Consider the following 15927-nt stretch of genomic DNA (forward strand, 5'->3'; position numbering starts at 1 on the left):
TGTCAGCCTTCCCGTGCCGCCGCGCAGACCGCGTCAGCGATGCGTGCCACGTCGGCGTCCTTCGTCACGTACGGCGGCATCGTGTACAAGAGGTCGCGGAACGGCCGCAGCCACACGCCCTCGCTCACCGCGGCCCGCGTCGCCGCCTCCATGTCCACCTCGTGGTCGAGCTGGACGACCCCGATGGCGCCGAGGACCCGCACATCCCGTACTCCCGGGAGGGCGGCCGCCTCGGCGAGGCCGTTCTTCAGGCCCGTCTCGATCCGCTTGACCTCCGTCTTCCAGTCCTGGCCGAGCAGCAGGTCGAGCGAGGCGCAGGCGACGGCCGCCGCCAGCGGGTTGCCCATGAAGGTGGGGCCGTGCGCGAGCACCGGGACCTCGCCCTGGGAGATCCCGTCGGCCACCCGGGGGTTGCAGAGCGTCGCGGCCAAGGTCATATAGCCGCCGGTCATCGCTTTGCCCAAGCACATCACGTCCGGCGACACCCCGGCGTGGTCCGCAGCGAAGAGCGCGCCCGTACGCCCGAACCCGGTGGCGATCTCGTCGAACACGAGCAGGACGTCGTGCGCGTCGCACACCTCGCGCAGCACCCGGAGATAGGCGGGGGAGTGGAACCGCATCCCGCCCGCACCCTGCACGACCGGCTCCACGATCACCGCGGCCAGTTCGTCCGCGTGCTGTTCGACCGCCGCGCGCAACTGGTCCGCGTACGACTCCTCGTAGTCGGCCGGGGGTGCCTCCACGAACACCTGGCGGGGCAGGACGCCCTGCCACAGCCCGTGCATGCCGCCCTTGGGGTCGCACACGGACATCGGGTTCCAGGTGTCACCGTGGTAGCCGCCGCGCCAGGTCAGCAGTCGCCGCTTGGCGGGACGGCCGAGCGAACGCCAGTACTGCAGGCACATCTTGACCGCGACCTCGACCGAGACCGAGCCGGAATCCGCGAGGAACACATGCTCGAGACCCTCGGGCGACATGTCGACAAGGAGCTTCGCCAGCCGGACGGCGGGCTCGTGGGTGAGCCCGCCGAACATCACATGGCTCATCCGGTCCAGCTGCGCGCGAGCGGCATCGTTGAGCACCGGGTGGTTGTAGCCGTGGATGGCCGACCACCAGGACGACATGCCGTCCACCAGCTCGCCGGAGCCGTCGGCGAGGCGCAGTCGCACCCCGCTCGCCGACTCCACGACCAGCGGCTCCTGCCGTCCCGGCATGGGCGCGTAGGGATGCCAGACGTGCTGCCGGTCGAGCGCCAGCAGCTCGTCGAGGCCCAGCTCAGGCATTGGGGGCGAGATCGGTACCGGCACCCCGTCGGCGCACCGCGACCAGGTCCGTACGAGGCTCGTTGGCCCCCGACGCCGCAGGAGCGGAACCGCAGACTCCGCCGCCGGCGTGCGAACCGCAGCCCGCACTCTCCTCGTGGGAACCGCAGCCGGCGCCCTCGTGCGACCCGCACCCGGCCCCCTCGTGCGACCCGCACCCGGCGGCCGTCGCCCTGTGGTCCGGCAGCGTCACCTGGTCCGCGCCCTCCACCTCGAACCCGGCGTCCGCGATCATATCGAGGTCCGCCTTGCCCGCCTGGCCCTCGCTCGTGAGGTAGTCGCCCAGGAAGATGGAGTTGGCCAGGTTCAGAGCCAGCGGCTGCATCGCGCGCAGGTGGACCTCACGGCCGCCCGCGATGCGCACCTCCACGTCCGGGCACACGAACCGGACCATCGCGAGGATGCGCAGGCAGCGCTGCGGGGTCAGGTTCCACTCCTTGGCGAGGGGCGTGCCCTCGAACGGGATCAGGAAGTTCACCGGCACCGAGTCCGGGTCCAGCTCGCGCAGCGAGAAGACGACGTCGACCAGGTCCTCGTCGCTCTCGCCCATGCCCGCGATCAGACCGGAGCAGGCGGAAAGCCCGGCGGCGTGCGCCTTGTGCACCGTGTCGACGCGGTCGGCGTAGGTGTGCGTCGTGGTGATGTCCCCGTACGTCGCCTCGGACGTGTTGAGGTTGTGGTTGTAGGCGTCGGCGCCCGCGTGGCGCAGCCGCTCCGCCTGGCCGTCGGAGAGCAGACCGAGGCAGGCGCACACCTCGATGCCCTCGTTCTGCTCCTTGATGGTCTTGATGGTGTCGGAGACCCGGTCCACGTCACGGTCCGTGGGGCCCCGGCCGCTCGCCACCAGGCAGACCCGCTTGGCTCCGCCCGCGACACCGGCCGCCGCGGCCTGCGACGCCTCGTCGGGCTTCAGCCAGGTGTACTTGAGGATGCCGGCCGTCGAGCCGAGCCGCTGGGAGCAGTAGGAGCAGTCCTCAGGGCACAGGCCGGACTTCAGGTTGACGAGATAGTTGAGTTTCACTCGTCGGCCGAACCAGTGGCGTCGCACCTTTCCGGCCGCGGCCACCACATCGAGCACATCGTCGTCGGAAGTGGCGAGGACGGCCAGAGCCTCCTCGCGGGTCGGCAGTTCGCGCCGCAACCCCTTGTCCACCAGCGTGTTCAGCAGGTCCATGAGGACCGATCCTGTCTTACGCGGGGGCCCCGGGCCAAGGAGAGTTTGCACAACACGGACAGTTCTCCATGTGGGTATTGCCACATACTGGCCCGCTGGCCGTACCGCTAGGGTCTGTGCACTGCCTACAAAAGCCCCGGAGGACCCATGGCGTTCGGCTGGATCGACGAGCAGGCACGTGCGCGCAGCCGGGCCGGACTCGTCCGCACCCTGCGCCCCCGCGCCGCCGACTCCCCGCTCCTGGACCTCGCCAGCAACGACTATCTGGGCCTGGCCCGCCACCCGGAGATCACCGAGGGCGCGGCGGACGCCGCCCGGGTGTGGGGCGGTGGCGCCACGGGCTCCCGGCTCGTGACCGGGACCACCGAGCTGCACGGCGAGCTGGAGCGCGAACTGGCGGACTTCTGCGGCTTCGAGGCCGCCCTCGTCCTGTCCTCCGGATACGCGGCCAACCTGGCGGCGGTCACGGCGCTGGCACCGCACGGGTCCCTGATCGTCTCCGACGCGGGCAATCACGCCTCCCTCATCGACGGCTGCCGGCTCGCGCGCGGCACCACGCAGGTCGTCGCGCACGCCGATCCGGAGGCGGTCCGCAAGGCCCTCGGCACCCACGAGGGCCCCGCGGCCGTGGTCTCCGACACCGTCTTCTCGGTGGACGGTGACGCCGCCCCGCTGGCCGGACTGATCGCCGCCGCCCGGGAGTCCGGTGCCGGGCTGATCGTGGACGACGCGCACGGGCTCGGCGTCCTCGGGGCCGGCGGACGCGGCGCCCCGTATGCGGCGGGCATCGCGGGGGCGCCCGACGTGGTGGCGACGGTGACGCTGTCGAAGTCGCTCGGCAGCCAGGGCGGCGCGGTCCTCGGCCCGGCGCACGTGATCGACCATCTCGTCAACGTGGCCCGGTCGTTCATCTTCGACACCGGCCTCGCGCCCGCCGCGGCGGGCGCGGCGCTCGCGGCGCTGCGTCTGCTGCGCCGCGAGCCGGAGCGCGCCGCGCGGGCCCGAGCGGTGGCGGCGGCCCTGCACGACCGCCTCACGGCCGAGGGCCATGAGGCGGTGCGGCCGGACGCCGCCGTGGTGTCGGTGCGGGCGCCTTCTCCCGACCAAGCCGTACGGTGGGCGGCGGACTGCCGGGCGGCGGGAGTCGTCGTCGGCTGCTTCCGCCCCCCGTCGGTGCCCGACGGCATCTCGCGGCTGCGTCTGACTGCCCGCGCCGACCTCGGAGACGACCAGATCGAGCACGCCGTACGGGTGATCGGCCAGACGCGGCCGTGAGACGGCGCGCGCGGGCGTGAGCCGACGAGACGCGGCCGTGAGTCGGCGAAACGGCCGTTCCTCGTACGTCGTACCCGTTCACGCTCATCCGACATGTATGTGACGCGCATATGTACTCGTATGCGTATACGGGCGTACGCGGCACACACGGAGTAACCCCCAGGAAAGCGACTCGGAATTCGGCCGGAAAATGGCCGGAATGCGACCGAGTCGTCCGGGGCTGGTCAGTTCAGTCCGGTCAGGAACTCCTCCCAGGCGGCGGGACGGAACAGCAGGGCGGGTCCGGTCACGTTCTTGGAGTCGCGCACGGCGACCAGTCCGGAGAACGGGCCCGGGCCAGGACGGGCGGTCTCGACGCAGTTGTTCATTCCCGTGCTGCGGCTGCTGCGCACCCATCGCACTCCGTGCAGCCGGGTGCTGGACGGTATGTGCCGAGGCAGTGCTGGCATGGCGCCTCCTTATGTGTCGCCGGCCAACGCGGCGATGTAATCCAACGACTCCTCGGGCGAAAGGGCGTGCACCCGAAGGGCGTTGAAGGCCTCGGTATAGGCCTGGAGGTCTTCTTTCCGTTCCAGATAGAGGCTACTCGTCAAATGGTCGAGAACGACCACATCCAGATCAGATCTGCTCGGAAATGAGAAGATGACGAAAGGCCCGGTCACCCCGATGTGTTCTCCGTCGGCGAAGGGCAGAACCTGAAGCCGCACATGCGGCAGCTCGGCCGCCTCCAGGAGCCGTCCCAGCTGGCGCGCCATGACGCCCGGTCCGCCGATCTGCCGGTGCAGCACCGCCTCGTCCAGGACCGCGCTGACTTCCAGCGGGGGATCCGCGCGCAGCACGTCCTGCCGGGCCAGCCGCACCTCCACCAGGGCGTCCAGCCGGGCGTCCTCCAGCGGGCCGGTCGCGGCCCGGGTCACGGCCCGGGCGTAATCGGGCGTCTGGAGCAGCCCCGGCACCACAGAGGTCTCCAGTGTCCGGATGGTGCTCGCCTGGGACTCCAGGCTGATGAAGTCGCGGTAGGTCGGCGGCAGCACCCCCCGGTAGGCGTGCCACCAGTTCTGCCGACCGCCCCCGTCCTCCGAGCCCGCCAGCACCAGGAGCAGCTCCCGCAGCTCGAGGTCCTGTGTGCCGTACGCGTCGAGCAGCAGCCGTACGTCGGTCGGTTTGACCTTGCTGGCGCCGGTCTCGATCCGGCTCACCTTCGACTGGTGCCAGCCGACGAGGCTCGCGGCCTCACCGCTGGTGAGGCCCGCCCGGGTGCGCAGAGCCCGTAACTCGGCGCCGAGTTTGCGGCGGCGCACCGCTGGTCCGTACTGCATGGCGACTCCTTCGGCCCGGCGCGCGGTGTCACGGCGACGGTAGAGGATGCTCCTGGGAGGCGGGCAAATACGGTCGGTCGTCGGAGAGTTCACCGCTTCGGGCGACAGATATATGCATATCTTGAGGGATCGCACCCAGTCGGGCCCCGGTGGTGGCAGGCTGACGCCAGCACCAGTCCGGGACCGTTACGCGCACCAGCCGCTCCGTGTCGGACCCCGGTCCCGTGGAAAGGGACGACGTCGCCATGGCAGACCACCAGGAAGCCTCCGTCACTCTGCCGAGCGATCCCGCCTCGGTCGCAGCAGCCCGGCGGTACGTGTCCGACGTCCTCACCGAGTGGGGCCTGCCGGGCGATGCCGAAGTCGCCGACACCGTACGCCTGATCGTCTCCGAGCTCGCCACCAACGCCGTGCAGCACACCCTCGGGCAGTCGCCCACCTTCACGGTCGACATCGCGCTGGACCGCGACGAGTTACTGCACATCGGCGTCACCGACAGCCACCCCCGCTTTCCCAAGCGCCTGCCCGCGGCCGTGCAGCAGGACAACGGCCGCGGCATGGTGATCATCCGCTGGCTCACCGCGGAACGCGGTGGCACGCTGAACGTGCGGCCCACACCGGAGGGCGGCAAAACCGTCTCCATCGAGCTTCCGTGGACCTCTCCGGTGCCCTCGGCCACGGCGGGCGGACAGCAGGAGCCCTGAACTCCTGAGCTGTGCCGTGCCGCCCGGCCGAAGGCGCCGCGCAACAGGGCGCGGACGGGCGCGGCAGGCGCCCGCGGCGGGCGACGCCTCGTCGCCGCCGTGCGCGACCGGGATCGCAGGACGCAGGGCGCCCGGCTCCAGGGGACGTGACGCGCTGGGTGTCGCCGCGGTCCTGGCCACCGTCCCAGGCACCACCGCGCCCCCGGGGCCCGCGCTCACCACGGCGCAGACCAGGGCGTGACCCGGCGTCTCGGCCGGCATCGACCATATGGGTCAGCGCCAGGTCGGTGTCGCCCGCCGCCACCGCGTGGCCCCGGTCGGCGCGTCGTGGTCCGCTGCTGGACGGACCGGCCAGGACGGTGGCCGCACCGCCCCGTATCGCGCGGTCCCTGGAAGGTGTCACCGGGAGTGCCCTGACGGCTCATGGCCTTCTGCTTCTCCTGGAGCCGCCGGCGGTGTGACGACGGCCCGCCGCACCAGCCGGGGCAGGAGCAGCCACAGCCCGACGCAGACCAGGAAGGTGCCCGCGCCCGCGGCGAGACCGGCCGCGCGGCCGAGCGACACATCCACCACCAGCAGCACGGACCCCGTGAACGCCAGGGTCAGTACCGCCATCCCGAACGCGGCCAGGCGGGAGGAGACCCGCACGATCGTCGGCTTGGCGTGCTGCTGGAAGAGCGTGCGGTGCAACGCGGCGGGCGCGGTGAACAGGGCGGCGGCCAGCACGGACAGCAGCAGCGTGCTGACGTACGTGGCGCGCTGCACCGTGTCCAGGGACGGGAAGCGCTGCGTGAAGGCCAGGGTGAGCAGAAAGGCGAAGAGGATCTGCACCCCGGTCTGGGAGACGCGCAGCTCCTGGAGCAGTTCGGTGAAGTTGCGGTCGGCGCGCTCCAGCGGCGTCTCGTTCCGCGTCTGGTCGGGTGCTCGGTCGGCCATGGAGAACAAGTAACCGTTTCCGCCCGGCCTCACGCTCCGGCGGGGTGACGGCGTGGCGCGCGCCACCCCGCCGGACGGGTCAGCCGACCCTGCCGGACGGGTCAGCCGACCCTGCCGTACCACACGCTCTTCGTCCAGATCTTCTCCAGCCTGACCACGGACCCGGTCTTCGGCGAGTGCCAGATCTTCCCCTTCCCGGCGTAGATGCCGACGTGGTAGACGTACCTGCCCGAATGGAAGAACACCAGGTCTCCCGCCCTGCGCTGCGAGGCGGAGACGTGGTGCGTCCGGTTGTACTGGGCCGCGGCCGTACGGGGCAGGCTCTTGCCCGCCTTCTTGTACGCGTAGAGCGTGAGCCCCGAGCAGTCGAAGCGACGCGGCCCGGTGGCGCCGTACTGGTAGGGGGACCCCTTCTTGGCCGCCGCGACCTGGAGTGCCTTGTACGCCACGGTCGCGGCGGAGGCGTCACCGGACAGGCCCGGGACCACGATGCTTCCGCCGACGGCGGCGAGGGTGAGGGCCGAGGCGGTGCCGGCCCGGGTGAGCAGCGACGGGACACGATTGAGCGCAGTCATGCGCAACCCTTCGTCAGCCGCCTGTGAAGGATGACCTGTCGGATTCGGACTGGCGAAGTAGCCCGGCCGCTCGCGCGGCTTCACCCCAAGGACCGCCCGGATCTCTCCGGCGGCCCGCCTTGCTGGGTCCTCCACTCCTGCCGATCCACTCCTGTCGACCGGTCATCCGGGCGGCGGCAGGACTCGGCGTCCGCCCGGACCGCCCCGCCGCGGTGGCGGGGGCTTGTCGTCAGGAAGGGATCTTCACCCACGGGTATGGAAAAATCACAGCGAAATCGGGGGTTTGTGGCGTTACTCACCACTCACCCGTTCGGGCTGACACTGCTGTGTTCGAGGGATGCTGATGGACCGTCCGAGGCTCCGACCTGCGCCGCAGCGCCTCATCCCGCCCTGGAATCAGACGCGTTGGGCGACCGGCCCGGGACCCCGGACGGCGCAAGCCCCTACTCCGCGCGACGGTCCACCATTCGGTCCGCTCGTGTCGCGATGGACGCGTCAACACCCGGCGGGAGAAGGGCGGATGATCGTATGTCGGTCCCTCAGTCGGCCCCCGGAGGCACCGTCACCCGGGCCGCGCGGCGTTCACCGTCGAGCACGCGCAACGCGCGGGCCAGGGTGGGACCGTGGAGTTCGCTCTCACCGCGCTGGTGCATCAGCGCCAGCGCATCGCGCAGGGCTGTCGCCTTGCCCACCAGGGCCTGTGCGGCTCGCAGTCCACTGTAGGTGCCGTCGGAGCGGGCGGGGTTGATGCGGCCGAGGAGGTCGACCACGTCGAGGTAGCGGTCGATCAGTTCACCTTCGGCGCGGGTCAGCGCGGGCAGCGGGGGAAGTTCGGGCGGCAGCATACGGGGCTCACTTCGTGCCGGGCGCAGTACGCCCGGCCCTGCGGCTCGGGATGACGGCGTCCACCAGTCCGTACGCCACCGCGGCCGGTGCGTCGAGGATCGTGTCCCGTTCGATGTCGGCGGCGATCCGCTCGGGGCTCTGCCCCGTGTGCCGGACGAGTATGTCCTCCAGTTGCTCCCGGCTGCGCACCAACTCCTCGGCCTGGATGACCAGGTCGCTGGTCTGCCCCTCCACCGGCTCCGGCAGGGAGGGCTGATGGATCAGCACGCGTGCGCCGGGAAGAGCGAACCGCTTGCCAGGCGTGCCCCCGGCGAGCAGCACCGCCGCGGCCGACGCCGCCTGGCCGAGGCAGACCGTTTCCACGTCGCAGGCGACGTACTGCATCGTGTCGTAGATGGCCGTCATGGCCGTGAACGAACCGCCGGGGGAGTTGATGTACAGCGAGATGTCCCGGTCCGGATCCAGATATTCGAGGTGCATGAACTGCGCCATCACATCGTTCGCCGATGTGTCGTCGACCGGTGTCCCGAGGAACACGATGCGCTCCTCCAGCAGCTTCGCGTACGGGTCGAGGGTCCGCTGTCCGTAGCCGGTGCGTTCCGTGAACTCGGGCAGGACATGGCGGGCGGACGGTCGGGTCATGGCAGGCGCCTCCTTGGAGCACTCTCGGATCGGATCGCTCTGTAAAAAATGTACAGGACGTACGCTTGCCTGGGTGGGCGGCATGCTGAGAGCGAAAGTGCTCGCGCTTCGGGCGTGTCCCCGACACGGGGGCGGAATCTTCCGGATGGGCCCGTCGCACCCTCGGTCTAAGCTGGACGGCATGGCCTACGAGATTCCGGTGACGCAAGCCAGGGCTGAGCTCGCCGATCTGATCAACCGCGTGGTCTACGGCGGCGAGCGCGTCGTCGTGACGCGGCATGGAAAGCCTCTCGTGGCCCTGGTCTCCGCCGCGGACCTGGAGCGGCTCGCCGAGCTGGACGCCGCCGAGGAACAGGTGGTCAGCACAGTCTCCGGCATCCGCGACGTCTCCTCGGCGCAGCGTGACCGGAGCCGCTTCGGGATCACGGCCGAGCACCGGGGGCCGGGCGCGTCCTGACGGCGGGGCGTGGGGGAGTTCCTCCATGCGCCCGTGGCCGCTGCGGGACGGGCGCGTGGGCCTGGTGCTGCGACCGGAAACCTGTCCGGCCACAGCACCAGCCGTACGGCGGTCAGCCGGCGAAGGCGGGTACCGGCTCCTCGGCGGCCGGTAGGGTGCTCGCCCCGCGGCGCCTGGACAGCATGCCTCCCAGCAGGACCAGGCCCAGGCCGATGGCCGCCCACCAGACCAGCGTCAGGGCGGGGCCGGTCGCCGCCGCGCCGTCGAAGAACGCCACCGACCTGAGCAGGGACGCGCCCGCGCCCGGAGGCAGCCACTGACCGATCACCCCGACCGGCTCGGGCAGCATCTGCGGGGCCGACGACGCCCCGGAGAAGGGGTTGCCCAGCAGCATGACGACGAGCGACACCACGGCGATCCCACGCTGACCGATCAGCGCAGCCATACCGGCGACCGCCCCGCTCACCGCCAGCGCCGACAGCCCGAGCGCTCCCGCCTCGGCCCACCAGTCGCCCGTGATGACCCCCAGCCAGCTGTCCGCGATCCCGGCGGCGACCATCCCGACCAGGGCCGTGGCGCCGACGAGCGCCGTGACGGCGCGGATGCCCCGCAGTCCGAGCAGGGTCACCGCCACGCCCGCGCCGATGCCGACCATCGCCATCGGCAGCACGCTCGCCCCGAGGGCGGAGCCGCGCGGGTCGGTCCGGGGCGCGGCCACCACGTCCACCGTGCGGACCCGCGCCGTGGTGCCGCCGGGCGCCTGATGCGCCACGGCCTGCTGGAGCACCTGGGCGACGAGCGGGCTCGCGGCCGACGCCGTGAGCAGTTCGGGCCCCCGGGGGGTGACGACCACCGCGCCGTATACGGTCCGGTTCTCGATCGCGTCCCGGGCGGCGGCCTCGTCGGCGTAGCGATGGATCTCGAACGCGCCTTCGTGCCGGGTCAGCTGCCCCTCCACCTTCGCGACGGCCGCGCCGGGCCCGGCCACTCCGAGCGGCAGGTCGTGCGGTGCCGTACGGGCGGCGGGCCAGGCGAAGGCCCACAGGGCCAGGCCCACGAGTGCGGGTATCAGTACGACGAGGGCGGCCATACGGCGGCCGTACCGGACGGCCGGTGCGGGTGACCTCGTGGGTGCGGCGGTGACGGCTGACATGACGGATGTCCCCCTCGGGTTCGGGTGGTGGAGGCCGCGGGACGGCGGCGGCGTAAAAAAGAAGGATCGTTCGTTTTAGATCTGCCACCACCGTCCTGAATCTGGCCCCGCTTGTCAAGAAGGAATGTTCGTTTTACGTTGGGGCCATGGCCCGCGTATCCCAGGAACACCTCGACGCACGACGACGGCAGATCCTCGAAGGCGCGGTGCTCTGCTTTGCCCGCAACGGCTTTCACGCCACCTCCATGCAGGACGTGCTCAAGGAGGCCGGCCTCTCCGCGGGCGCCGTGTACCGCTACTTCAGCAGCAAGGACGAACTCATCGCCGCGGTCGTGGGCGAGGTGCTCGACGTGCTGACCGAAACCTACGAGGGAGCCGCGGTGGAGACTCCGCCGCCGCTGCCCGACGTACTGGTCTCCCGGGCTCTGGAGCGCCTGAAGGAGATCAGGCCGGGGGTGCTGGACAACGGCGACTGGGTGTTTCCGCGCCTTCTGATCCAGGTCTGGACCGAGATCCTGCGCAACGAGGATCTCGGGGACGTGGTGCACACGGGCTACGAGCGCATCCGGGTCGCCTGGCAGCGGGTGGTGGAGAGCTACAAGACCGCGCGCCTGATCCCCGAGGACGCCGACGCCGACGCCATGGCCCGGGTGATGATCGCCCTCGCACAGGGGTTCGCCGCGCAGCTGGCCGTCTTCGGCGAGGTTCCCATGGACTCCCTGCGCGACGGCCTGCGGGCGTTGATGAGCATGCGGTACCCGCGCTGAGGGACCTCCGGATGGATCACAGCTTGGTTAACGTCCCGGAAACGCGGCCCAACTAGCCTGCCCACCCAGCCACCCGCGACTTTGCCCGTGGCCGCGGCAACCGGGCCCGCACGGTCCGGAGCGAGGACTGTGAGGTGGGACGTGCAACTGACCCCGCACGAGCAAGAGAGGCTGCTGATCCATGTGGCCGCCGACGTGGCCGGGAAGCGACGGGCCCGCGGTCTCAAGCTGAACCACCCCGAAGCGGTCGCGCTCATCACCTCGCACATCCTCGAAGGCGCCCGTGACGGCCGTACCGTCGCTGAACTCATGGCCTCAGGACGCGAGTTGCTCACCCGCGACGACGTCATGGACGGCATCCCCGAGATGATCCACGACGTCCAGGTCGAGGCGACCTTCCCGGACGGCACCAAGCTCGTCACCGTCCACGACCCGATCGTCTGACCGGGGGCGGGCGCCTTGATTCCCGGAGAGATCCTGTTCGCGGACGAGCCGGTCGTCTTCAACGAGGGCCGCGAGGTCACCACGCTCACCGTGCTCAACGCCGCCGACCGGCCCGTGCAGGTCGGCTCCCACTACCACTTCGCCGAGGCCAACCCCGGCCTGGACTTCGACCGGGCCGCCGCGCGCGGCAAGCGGCTGAACATCGCCGCCGGCACCGCGGTGCGCTTCGAGCCCGGCATCCCCGTGGACGTCGAACTCGTACCGCTCGCCGGCGCCCGCGTGGTGCCCGGACTGCGAGGCGAGACCGGAGGTGCCCTCGATGCCTGAGATCTCCCGTGCCGCGTACGCGGACCTGTTCGGGCCCACCACCGGCGACCGGATCCGGCTCGCCGACACCGATCTGCTCGTGGAGATAGAGGAGGACCGCTCCGGCGGTCCCCGCCTGGCCGGTGACGAGGCCGTGTTCGGCGGCGGCAAGGTCATCCGGGAGTCCATGGGCCAGTCACGTGCCACGCGCGCGGACGGCACCCCCGACACCGTCATCACCGGTGCCGTCGTCATCGACCACTGGGGGATCGTCAAGGCGGACATCGGGATCCGCGACGGACGGATCAGCGCCCTCGGCAAGGCGGGCAACCCCGACACCATGGACGGTGTGCATCCCGGCCTGGTGATCGGCCCGGAGACGGAGATCATCGCGGGCAACGGCAGGATCGTCACCGCCGGTGCCATCGACGCGCACGTCCACTTCATCTGCCCGGGGATCGCCGACGAGGCGCTCGCCTCGGGCATCACCACCCTGGTCGGAGGCGGCACAGGACCCGCCGAGGGCTCGAAGGCGACCACCGTCACCCCCGGCCCCTGGCATCTGGCGCGCATGCTGGAGGCGATGGAGCAGTACCCGCTCAACATCGGCTTCCTGGGCAAGGGCAACACCGTCTCGCACGACGCGCTGCTCTCCCAGATCCGCGGCGGCGCGCTCGGCCTGAAACTGCACGAGGACTGGGGCTCCACGCCCGCCGTCATCGACGCCGCCCTCACCGTCGCCGACCGCACGGGCGTCCAGATCGCCGTCCACACGGACACCCTGAACGAGGCCGGTTTCGTGGCGGACACCCTGGCCGCCATCAACGGCCGCGGCATCCACGCGTACCACACCGAGGGCGCGGGCGGCGGGCACGCGCCGGACATCATGACCGTGGTCTCCGAGCCGCACGTCCTGCCCAGCTCGACCAACCCGACCCGGCCGTTCACCGTCAACACCGCCGAGGAACACCTCGACATGCTGATGGTGTGCCATCACCTCAATCCGGCGGTGCAGGAGGACCTGGCGTTCGCGGAGTCGAGGATCCGCCCCTCCACGATCGGCGCCGAGGACATCCTGCACGACCTCGGTGCGATCTCGATCATCTCCTCCGACTCCCAGGCCATGGGCCGGGTCGGCGAGGTCGTCATGCGGACCTGGCAGACGGCTCATGTGATGAAGCGACGGCGGGGCGCGCTGCCGGGCGACGGCCGCGCGGACAACCACCGGGTGCGTCGCTATGTCGCCAAATACACCATCAACCCCGCGCTGGCCCAGGGCCTCGCCCATGAGATCGGCTCGGTCGAGACCGGCAAACTGGCGGACCTCGTCCTGTGGGATCCCGCCTTCTTCGGGGTCAAGCCGCACCTCGTCATCAAGGGCGGACAGATCGCCTACGCGCAGATGGGCGACGCCAACGCGTCCATCCCGACACCGCAGCCGATCCTGCCGCGGCCGATGTTCGGGGCCATCGGACGTGCTCCGGCCGCCACCTCCGTCAACTTCGTGGCACCGCTCGCGATCGAGGACGGGCTGCCGCAACGGCTTTCGCTGGGCAAGGAGTTCGTGGCCATCGAGTCGACCCGCCAGATCACCAAGGCGGACATGCGGGAGAACGACGCCCGCCCGCAGGTGCGCATCGACCCCGACAGCTTCGCCGTCCATATCGACGGGGAACTGGTCGAGGCGACACCCGCAGCCGAACTGCCCATGGCCCAGCGCTACTTCCTCTTCTGATGTCCCGCGCCGCGCTTCTCGTACTGGCCGACGGCCGCTTCCCCGCCGGAGGGCACGCCCACTCCGGCGGGGCCGAAGCGGCCGTGCGTGCCGGGCGCGTCACCGGGGCCGCGAGCCTGGAGGAGTTCTGCCGGGGGCGGCTGCACACGACGGGACTGGTGTGCGCCGCGCTCGCCGCCGCGGCGGCGCTCGGCGCCGACCCCGTCATGCTGGACACCGCCGCCGACGCCCGTACGCCGTCACCCGCACTGCGCGGCGCGGCACGCAAGCTCGGACGGCAGTTGCTCCGCGCGGCCAGAGCCACCTGGCCCTCGAACGAACTCGAGGCACTGGCACGGCGGTTCCCCAAGGGCGCGCATCAGCCGGTCGTCCTGGGCCTGACGGCGCGGGCCGCCGGGCTGGGGGCCGAGGACGCCGCTCACTGCTCCGCCTACGAGAGCGTGAGCGGCCCGGCGGTCGCGGTCGTCCGGCTGCTCAGTCTCGATCCGTTCGACGCGTCGGCGGTGCTGGCGCGTCTGGCGCCGGAGCTGGACCTGGTGGCCGAGCGGGCGAGCGAGGCGGCACGGCGCGCGCTCGAGGAGGGGCCCGACGCCCTGCCCGCCGCCTCGGCTCCGCTCCTGGAGATCGGCGCGCAGGCGCACGCCGCACTGCCCGCCCGCCTGTTCGCCTCCTAGTGCCCCGCCTGCCGGGGCACCAGCAGTCACCGTCCCCTTCATCCCCCGCCTTGGAGCCGCCCGATGCACCTCGACCACTCCCGCTCCCACTCGCACGAGGGTCCCACCGCCCTCGGCGCCGACGCGCACCGGCCCGACGGTTCCCGGCGAGCCCTGCGGATCGGGCTCGGCGGCCCGGTCGGTTCCGGCAAGACCGCCACCGTCGCCGCGCTGTGCCGGGCCCTGCGCGACGAGCTGTCCCTGGCCGTGGTCACCAACGACATCTACACCCGCGAGGACGCCGAGTTCCTGCTGCGGGAGGCGGTGCTGCCGCCCGAGCGGATCAGCGCGGTCGAGACGGGCGCCTGCCCGCACACCGCGATCCGGGACGACATATCCGCCAACCTCGAAGCCGTCGAGGAACTGGAGGACGAGGTCGGACCGCTCGACCTCGTCCTCGTCGAGTCCGGGGGCGACAACCTGACGGCGACCTTCTCCAAAGGGCTCGTCGACGCGCAGGCCTTCGTCATCGATGTGGCGGGAGGCGACGACATTCCGCGCAAGGGCGGACCCGGGGTCACCACGGCAGATCTGCTCGTGATCAACAAGACCGACCTGGCACCGTATGTGGGTTCGGATCTGGCCCGGATGGCCGCCGACGCGAAGACACAGCGGGGCGAACTCCCCGTGGTCCTGCAGTCGTTGCGCACCGAGGCCGGAGTCACGGCCGTAGCCGACTGGGTGCGCGCGCAGCTGGCCGCATGGACGGCGTGACCACCGGGGTTCGGGCCATCGCGCGGATCGTGGCCCGGGACGACGGACGGGGCGGTACGTCCCTGCCCGTGCTGACGGGTGAGGGGCCGCTCTCGCCGCGCCGCACCCGGTCGAGCGGGGACGAGGCGCGGGTCGTGCTCGTCGGCGCGATGAGCGGACCGCTCGGCGGGGACCACTTCACCGTGGAGGCGGAGGCGGCAACCGGCGCCCGGCTCCAGGTACGTTCGGCCGCCGCCACCATCGCCCTGCCGGGACAGGCCGCGGGCGGGGCCCGCTACGACCTGAGGCTGCGCGTGGAAGACGGGGCCGAACTGCACTGGTTGCCCGAGCAGTTGATCTCCGTCCGGGGCAGCGAACTGTATGTCACCTCGCGCGTCGATCTCGCGCCGGGAGCCCGGCTGGTGTTCCGTGAGGAGCAGGTTCTCGGGCGCTTCGGCGAGGAGCCCGGCCTGCTCGGCAGCCGCCTCACCGTGCGGCTGGACGGACAGCAACTGCTCGACCAGGAGGTCGCCTGCGGGCCGGGTGCCCCCGGGGGATGGGACGGCCCCGCCGTGCTGGCCGGATGCCGGGCACTCGGGCAACTCCTCGTGATCCGGCCGGAATTCGGGCCGTCCCCGGTGGGGGCCCGGATGCTGGGGGAGTACGCCTCACTCGTTCCGCTGGCGGGCCCCGCGGTGCTCGTGACCGCGCTGGCACCCGACGCGCGGCAGGTGCGCCGTCTACTCGACGTAGCGTTGCGCGACCTGGGGTAACCGGCCGTCGCGCTCAACGGAGAGTGATGCACGGTTATCGGATTGGTAAAGAAAGTCAAGTCCCCTCTATTCCCAGGTACCTGACAACCGAAA

Annotated in this window: 19 protein-coding genes and 1 riboswitch; of the genes, 10 read left to right on the forward strand and 9 right to left on the reverse strand. The window is 71.3% G+C overall.

All coding sequences use genetic code 11. The annotated features are described in order from the left end of the window. Nucleotides 1-2: 2 nt before the first annotated feature. Nucleotides 3-1283, reverse strand: coding sequence for an adenosylmethionine--8-amino-7-oxononanoate transaminase (locus tag ABZ845_RS13890; protein ID WP_360977841.1), 1281 nt, complete (start codon nt 1281-1283; stop codon nt 3-5). Next, nucleotides 1276-2496, reverse strand: a complete 1221-nt coding sequence (gene bioB, locus ABZ845_RS13895; RefSeq protein WP_360977843.1) for a biotin synthase BioB — start codon at nt 2494-2496, stop codon at nt 1276-1278. Before bioB ends, ABZ845_RS13890 begins: the two co-directional genes overlap by 8 nt. A gap of 147 nt (nt 2497-2643) precedes the next feature. On the opposite strand from bioB, the gene ABZ845_RS13900 reads away from it, so the two are divergent. Then, entirely contained in the window at nt 2644-3771 is a 1128-nt protein-coding gene (locus tag ABZ845_RS13900) for an 8-amino-7-oxononanoate synthase (protein WP_360977846.1), read from the forward strand. 224 nt (nt 3772-3995) lie between these two features. Here the strand turns inward: ABZ845_RS13900 and ABZ845_RS13905 are convergent, their stop codons facing one another. Both ABZ845_RS13905 and ABZ845_RS13910 read right to left on the reverse strand, forming a co-directional pair. After that, a complete protein-coding gene (locus ABZ845_RS13905) occupies nt 3996-4220 on the reverse strand; it encodes a DUF397 domain-containing protein (protein WP_360977849.1) in 225 nt (74 codons plus the stop codon). A gap of 9 nt (nt 4221-4229) precedes the next feature. Continuing rightward, entirely contained in the window at nt 4230-5090 is an 861-nt protein-coding gene (locus ABZ845_RS13910; RefSeq protein WP_360977852.1) for a helix-turn-helix transcriptional regulator, read from the reverse strand. A 245-nt stretch (nt 5091-5335) separates the two neighbouring features. On the opposite strand from ABZ845_RS13910, the gene ABZ845_RS13915 reads away from it, so the two are divergent. Then, the gene (locus ABZ845_RS13915) at nt 5336-5794 is read left to right on the forward strand and encodes an ATP-binding protein (protein ID WP_360977855.1); all 459 of its coding nucleotides are present in this window, start codon (nt 5336-5338) and stop codon (nt 5792-5794) included. 399 nt (nt 5795-6193) lie between these two features. Here ABZ845_RS13915 and ABZ845_RS13920 read toward each other — a convergent pair whose 3' ends face one another. The 4 genes from ABZ845_RS13920 to ABZ845_RS13935 all read right to left on the reverse strand — a co-directional run bounded on the left by ABZ845_RS13920 (nt 6194) and on the right by ABZ845_RS13935 (nt 8793). Next, nucleotides 6194-6730 carry a DUF6328 family protein gene (locus ABZ845_RS13920; RefSeq protein WP_360977858.1) on the reverse strand — a complete coding sequence of 179 codons (537 nt, stop codon included), beginning with the start codon at nt 6728-6730 and terminating at the stop codon, nt 6194-6196. Between the two features lie 101 nt (nt 6731-6831). After that, entirely contained in the window at nt 6832-7305 is a 474-nt protein-coding gene (locus ABZ845_RS13925; protein ID WP_360977861.1) for a C40 family peptidase, read from the reverse strand. A gap of 3 nt (nt 7306-7308) precedes the next feature. Continuing rightward, a riboswitch (cyclic di-AMP (ydaO/yuaA leader) is annotated at nt 7309-7504 on the reverse strand. Nucleotides 7505-7844: 340 nt separating this feature from the next. Further along, nucleotides 7845-8150, reverse strand: coding sequence for a hypothetical protein (locus tag ABZ845_RS13930; protein ID WP_360977864.1), 306 nt, complete (start codon nt 8148-8150; stop codon nt 7845-7847). A gap of 7 nt (nt 8151-8157) precedes the next feature. After that, entirely contained in the window at nt 8158-8793 is a 636-nt protein-coding gene (locus tag ABZ845_RS13935; RefSeq protein ID WP_360977867.1) for an ATP-dependent Clp protease proteolytic subunit, read from the reverse strand. Nucleotides 8794-8974: 181 nt separating this feature from the next. Here ABZ845_RS13935 and ABZ845_RS13940 point away from each other — a divergent pair, with 181 nt between their 5' ends. Continuing rightward, nucleotides 8975-9250 (forward strand): type II toxin-antitoxin system Phd/YefM family antitoxin, encoded by a 276-nt coding sequence (locus ABZ845_RS13940; RefSeq protein WP_360977870.1) that lies wholly within the window; start codon nt 8975-8977, stop codon nt 9248-9250. Nucleotides 9251-9362: 112 nt separating this feature from the next. Here the strand turns inward: ABZ845_RS13940 and ABZ845_RS13945 are convergent, their stop codons facing one another. Beyond that, nucleotides 9363-10403: an ABC transporter permease gene (locus ABZ845_RS13945; RefSeq protein ID WP_360977873.1), complete on the reverse strand. Its 1041-nt coding sequence runs from the start codon at nt 10401-10403 to the stop codon at nt 9363-9365. A 146-nt stretch (nt 10404-10549) separates the two neighbouring features. On the opposite strand from ABZ845_RS13945, the gene ABZ845_RS13950 reads away from it, so the two are divergent. The 7 genes from ABZ845_RS13950 to ABZ845_RS13980 all read left to right on the forward strand — a co-directional run bounded on the left by ABZ845_RS13950 (nt 10550) and on the right by ABZ845_RS13980 (nt 15834). Next, entirely contained in the window at nt 10550-11170 is a 621-nt protein-coding gene (locus ABZ845_RS13950; protein WP_360977876.1) for a TetR/AcrR family transcriptional regulator, read from the forward strand. Nucleotides 11171-11311: 141 nt separating this feature from the next. Then, entirely contained in the window at nt 11312-11614 is a 303-nt protein-coding gene (locus ABZ845_RS13955; protein ID WP_360977879.1) for an urease subunit gamma, read from the forward strand. A 15-nt stretch (nt 11615-11629) separates the two neighbouring features. After that, complete coding sequence (locus ABZ845_RS13960; RefSeq protein ID WP_360977882.1) at nt 11630-11941, forward strand: urease subunit beta; 312 nt, start codon at nt 11630-11632, stop codon at nt 11939-11941. Then, nucleotides 11934-13655 (forward strand): urease subunit alpha, encoded by a 1722-nt coding sequence (locus ABZ845_RS13965; protein WP_360977885.1) that lies wholly within the window; start codon nt 11934-11936, stop codon nt 13653-13655. Before ABZ845_RS13960 ends, ABZ845_RS13965 begins: the two co-directional genes overlap by 8 nt. After that, the gene (locus ABZ845_RS13970) at nt 13655-14329 is read left to right on the forward strand and encodes an urease accessory UreF family protein (RefSeq protein WP_360977888.1); all 675 of its coding nucleotides are present in this window, start codon (nt 13655-13657) and stop codon (nt 14327-14329) included. Before ABZ845_RS13965 ends, ABZ845_RS13970 begins: the two co-directional genes overlap by 1 nt. Nucleotides 14330-14392: 63 nt before the next feature. Next, entirely contained in the window at nt 14393-15082 is a 690-nt protein-coding gene (ureG, locus tag ABZ845_RS13975; protein WP_360977891.1) for an urease accessory protein UreG, read from the forward strand. Further along, entirely contained in the window at nt 15070-15834 is a 765-nt protein-coding gene (locus ABZ845_RS13980; RefSeq protein ID WP_360977894.1) for an urease accessory protein UreD, read from the forward strand. Before ureG ends, ABZ845_RS13980 begins: the two co-directional genes overlap by 13 nt. Nucleotides 15835-15927 lie beyond the last annotated feature (93 nt).

The sequence above is a fragment of the Streptomyces sp. NPDC047022 genome (genome assembly GCF_040644155.1).
Lineage (GTDB): Bacteria > Actinomycetota > Actinomycetes > Streptomycetales > Streptomycetaceae > Streptomyces.

What these genes read in the sequence shown, in the direction of transcription:
- ABZ845_RS13950 (WP_360977876.1), top strand. Translation starts at nt 10,550, where the DNA reads ATGGCCCGCGTATCCCAGGAACACCTCGACGCACGACGACGGCAGATC.
- ABZ845_RS13915 (WP_360977855.1), top strand. Translation starts at nt 5,336, where the DNA reads ATGGCAGACCACCAGGAAGCCTCCGTCACTCTGCCGAGCGATCCCGCC.
- ABZ845_RS13930 (WP_360977864.1), bottom strand. Translation starts at nt 8,150, where the DNA reads ATGCTGCCGCCCGAACTTCCCCCGCTGCCCGCGCTGACCCGCGCCGAA.
- ABZ845_RS13965 (WP_360977885.1), top strand. Translation starts at nt 11,934, where the DNA reads ATGCCTGAGATCTCCCGTGCCGCGTACGCGGACCTGTTCGGGCCCACC.
- ABZ845_RS13900 (WP_360977846.1), top strand. Translation starts at nt 2,644, where the DNA reads ATGGCGTTCGGCTGGATCGACGAGCAGGCACGTGCGCGCAGCCGGGCC.
- ABZ845_RS13980 (WP_360977894.1), top strand. Translation starts at nt 15,070, where the DNA reads ATGGACGGCGTGACCACCGGGGTTCGGGCCATCGCGCGGATCGTGGCC.
- ABZ845_RS13920 (WP_360977858.1), bottom strand. Translation starts at nt 6,730, where the DNA reads ATGGCCGACCGAGCACCCGACCAGACGCGGAACGAGACGCCGCTGGAG.
- ABZ845_RS13935 (WP_360977867.1), bottom strand. Translation starts at nt 8,793, where the DNA reads ATGACCCGACCGTCCGCCCGCCATGTCCTGCCCGAGTTCACGGAACGC.
- ABZ845_RS13945 (WP_360977873.1), bottom strand. Translation starts at nt 10,403, where the DNA reads ATGTCAGCCGTCACCGCCGCACCCACGAGGTCACCCGCACCGGCCGTC.
- ABZ845_RS13910 (WP_360977852.1), bottom strand. Translation starts at nt 5,090, where the DNA reads ATGCAGTACGGACCAGCGGTGCGCCGCCGCAAACTCGGCGCCGAGTTA.
- ureG (WP_360977891.1), top strand. Translation starts at nt 14,393, where the DNA reads ATGCACCTCGACCACTCCCGCTCCCACTCGCACGAGGGTCCCACCGCC.
- ABZ845_RS13925 (WP_360977861.1), bottom strand. Translation starts at nt 7,305, where the DNA reads ATGACTGCGCTCAATCGTGTCCCGTCGCTGCTCACCCGGGCCGGCACC.
- ABZ845_RS13970 (WP_360977888.1), top strand. Translation starts at nt 13,655, where the DNA reads ATGTCCCGCGCCGCGCTTCTCGTACTGGCCGACGGCCGCTTCCCCGCC.
- ABZ845_RS13890 (WP_360977841.1), bottom strand. Translation starts at nt 1,283, where the DNA reads ATGCCTGAGCTGGGCCTCGACGAGCTGCTGGCGCTCGACCGGCAGCAC.
- bioB (WP_360977843.1), bottom strand. Translation starts at nt 2,496, where the DNA reads ATGGACCTGCTGAACACGCTGGTGGACAAGGGGTTGCGGCGCGAACTG.
- ABZ845_RS13905 (WP_360977849.1), bottom strand. Translation starts at nt 4,220, where the DNA reads ATGCCAGCACTGCCTCGGCACATACCGTCCAGCACCCGGCTGCACGGA.
- ABZ845_RS13940 (WP_360977870.1), top strand. Translation starts at nt 8,975, where the DNA reads ATGGCCTACGAGATTCCGGTGACGCAAGCCAGGGCTGAGCTCGCCGAT.